The organism is Porphyromonas uenonis 60-3, from assembly GCF_000174775.1.
In the GTDB taxonomy this organism is placed as follows: Bacteria; Bacteroidota; Bacteroidia; order Bacteroidales; family Porphyromonadaceae; genus Porphyromonas; species Porphyromonas uenonis_A.
The window spans coordinates 1-611 of the sequence record NZ_ACLR01000121.1; the positions used below are offsets into that span (position 1 = coordinate 1).

1 protein-coding gene is annotated in these 611 nt (G+C 54.2%); it reads left to right on the forward strand.

The window, feature by feature from the left end:
- Nucleotides 1-611 (forward strand): DDE-type integrase/transposase/recombinase (locus tag PORUE0001_RS04060; RefSeq protein ID WP_007365199.1); only part of this gene is annotated, 611 nt, incomplete at both ends.

Consider the following 611-nt stretch of genomic DNA (forward strand, 5'->3'; position numbering starts at 1 on the left):
ACGAAGATGTCAAAGTAGCCTCCGTCCTACACTATTGCCAGTATGTGCGCAGTTGGCTCCCCAGGGCAGGCGTAGACACCCTCCAGGAGTGTACCAACAAGTACTTCAAAGGAACCTTTCAAGTAGGTCGAGACTGGCTTTACAAAGTGTTAGGAGCCAACGACATGCTGCTGAGAAGTCGCAAGCGCAAGCGTCCACCCCAGACGACCAAAGGAGTAGTCAATCACGGCTTCCAAGACCACCTGAACACCACCCCTAAGTACATCGCCACCGACCATTGCCGGCTCACCGTCTCAGACATAACCTACGTCAAGTGTTTAGGGGGCTTCGCATATCTCTCCCTGACGATGGATGCTTATAGCCGCATCATCACCGGCTTTGACCTGCAGCCCACGCTCTCCACAGAGGGCCCCTACAACGCACTAAAACAGACCGTTGACTTCTACCAAAAGCATGGCTTTGACCTCAAAGGACTCATCTTCCATAGCGACCGAGGCTGTCAATACGTCTCCAAGCAGATGACCGACTACGAGGCCAGCCTAGGCATCGTAACCAGCGTCACCCAGACAGGCAACCCTCTCCACAACGCTATGGCAGAGCGACTTAACGGG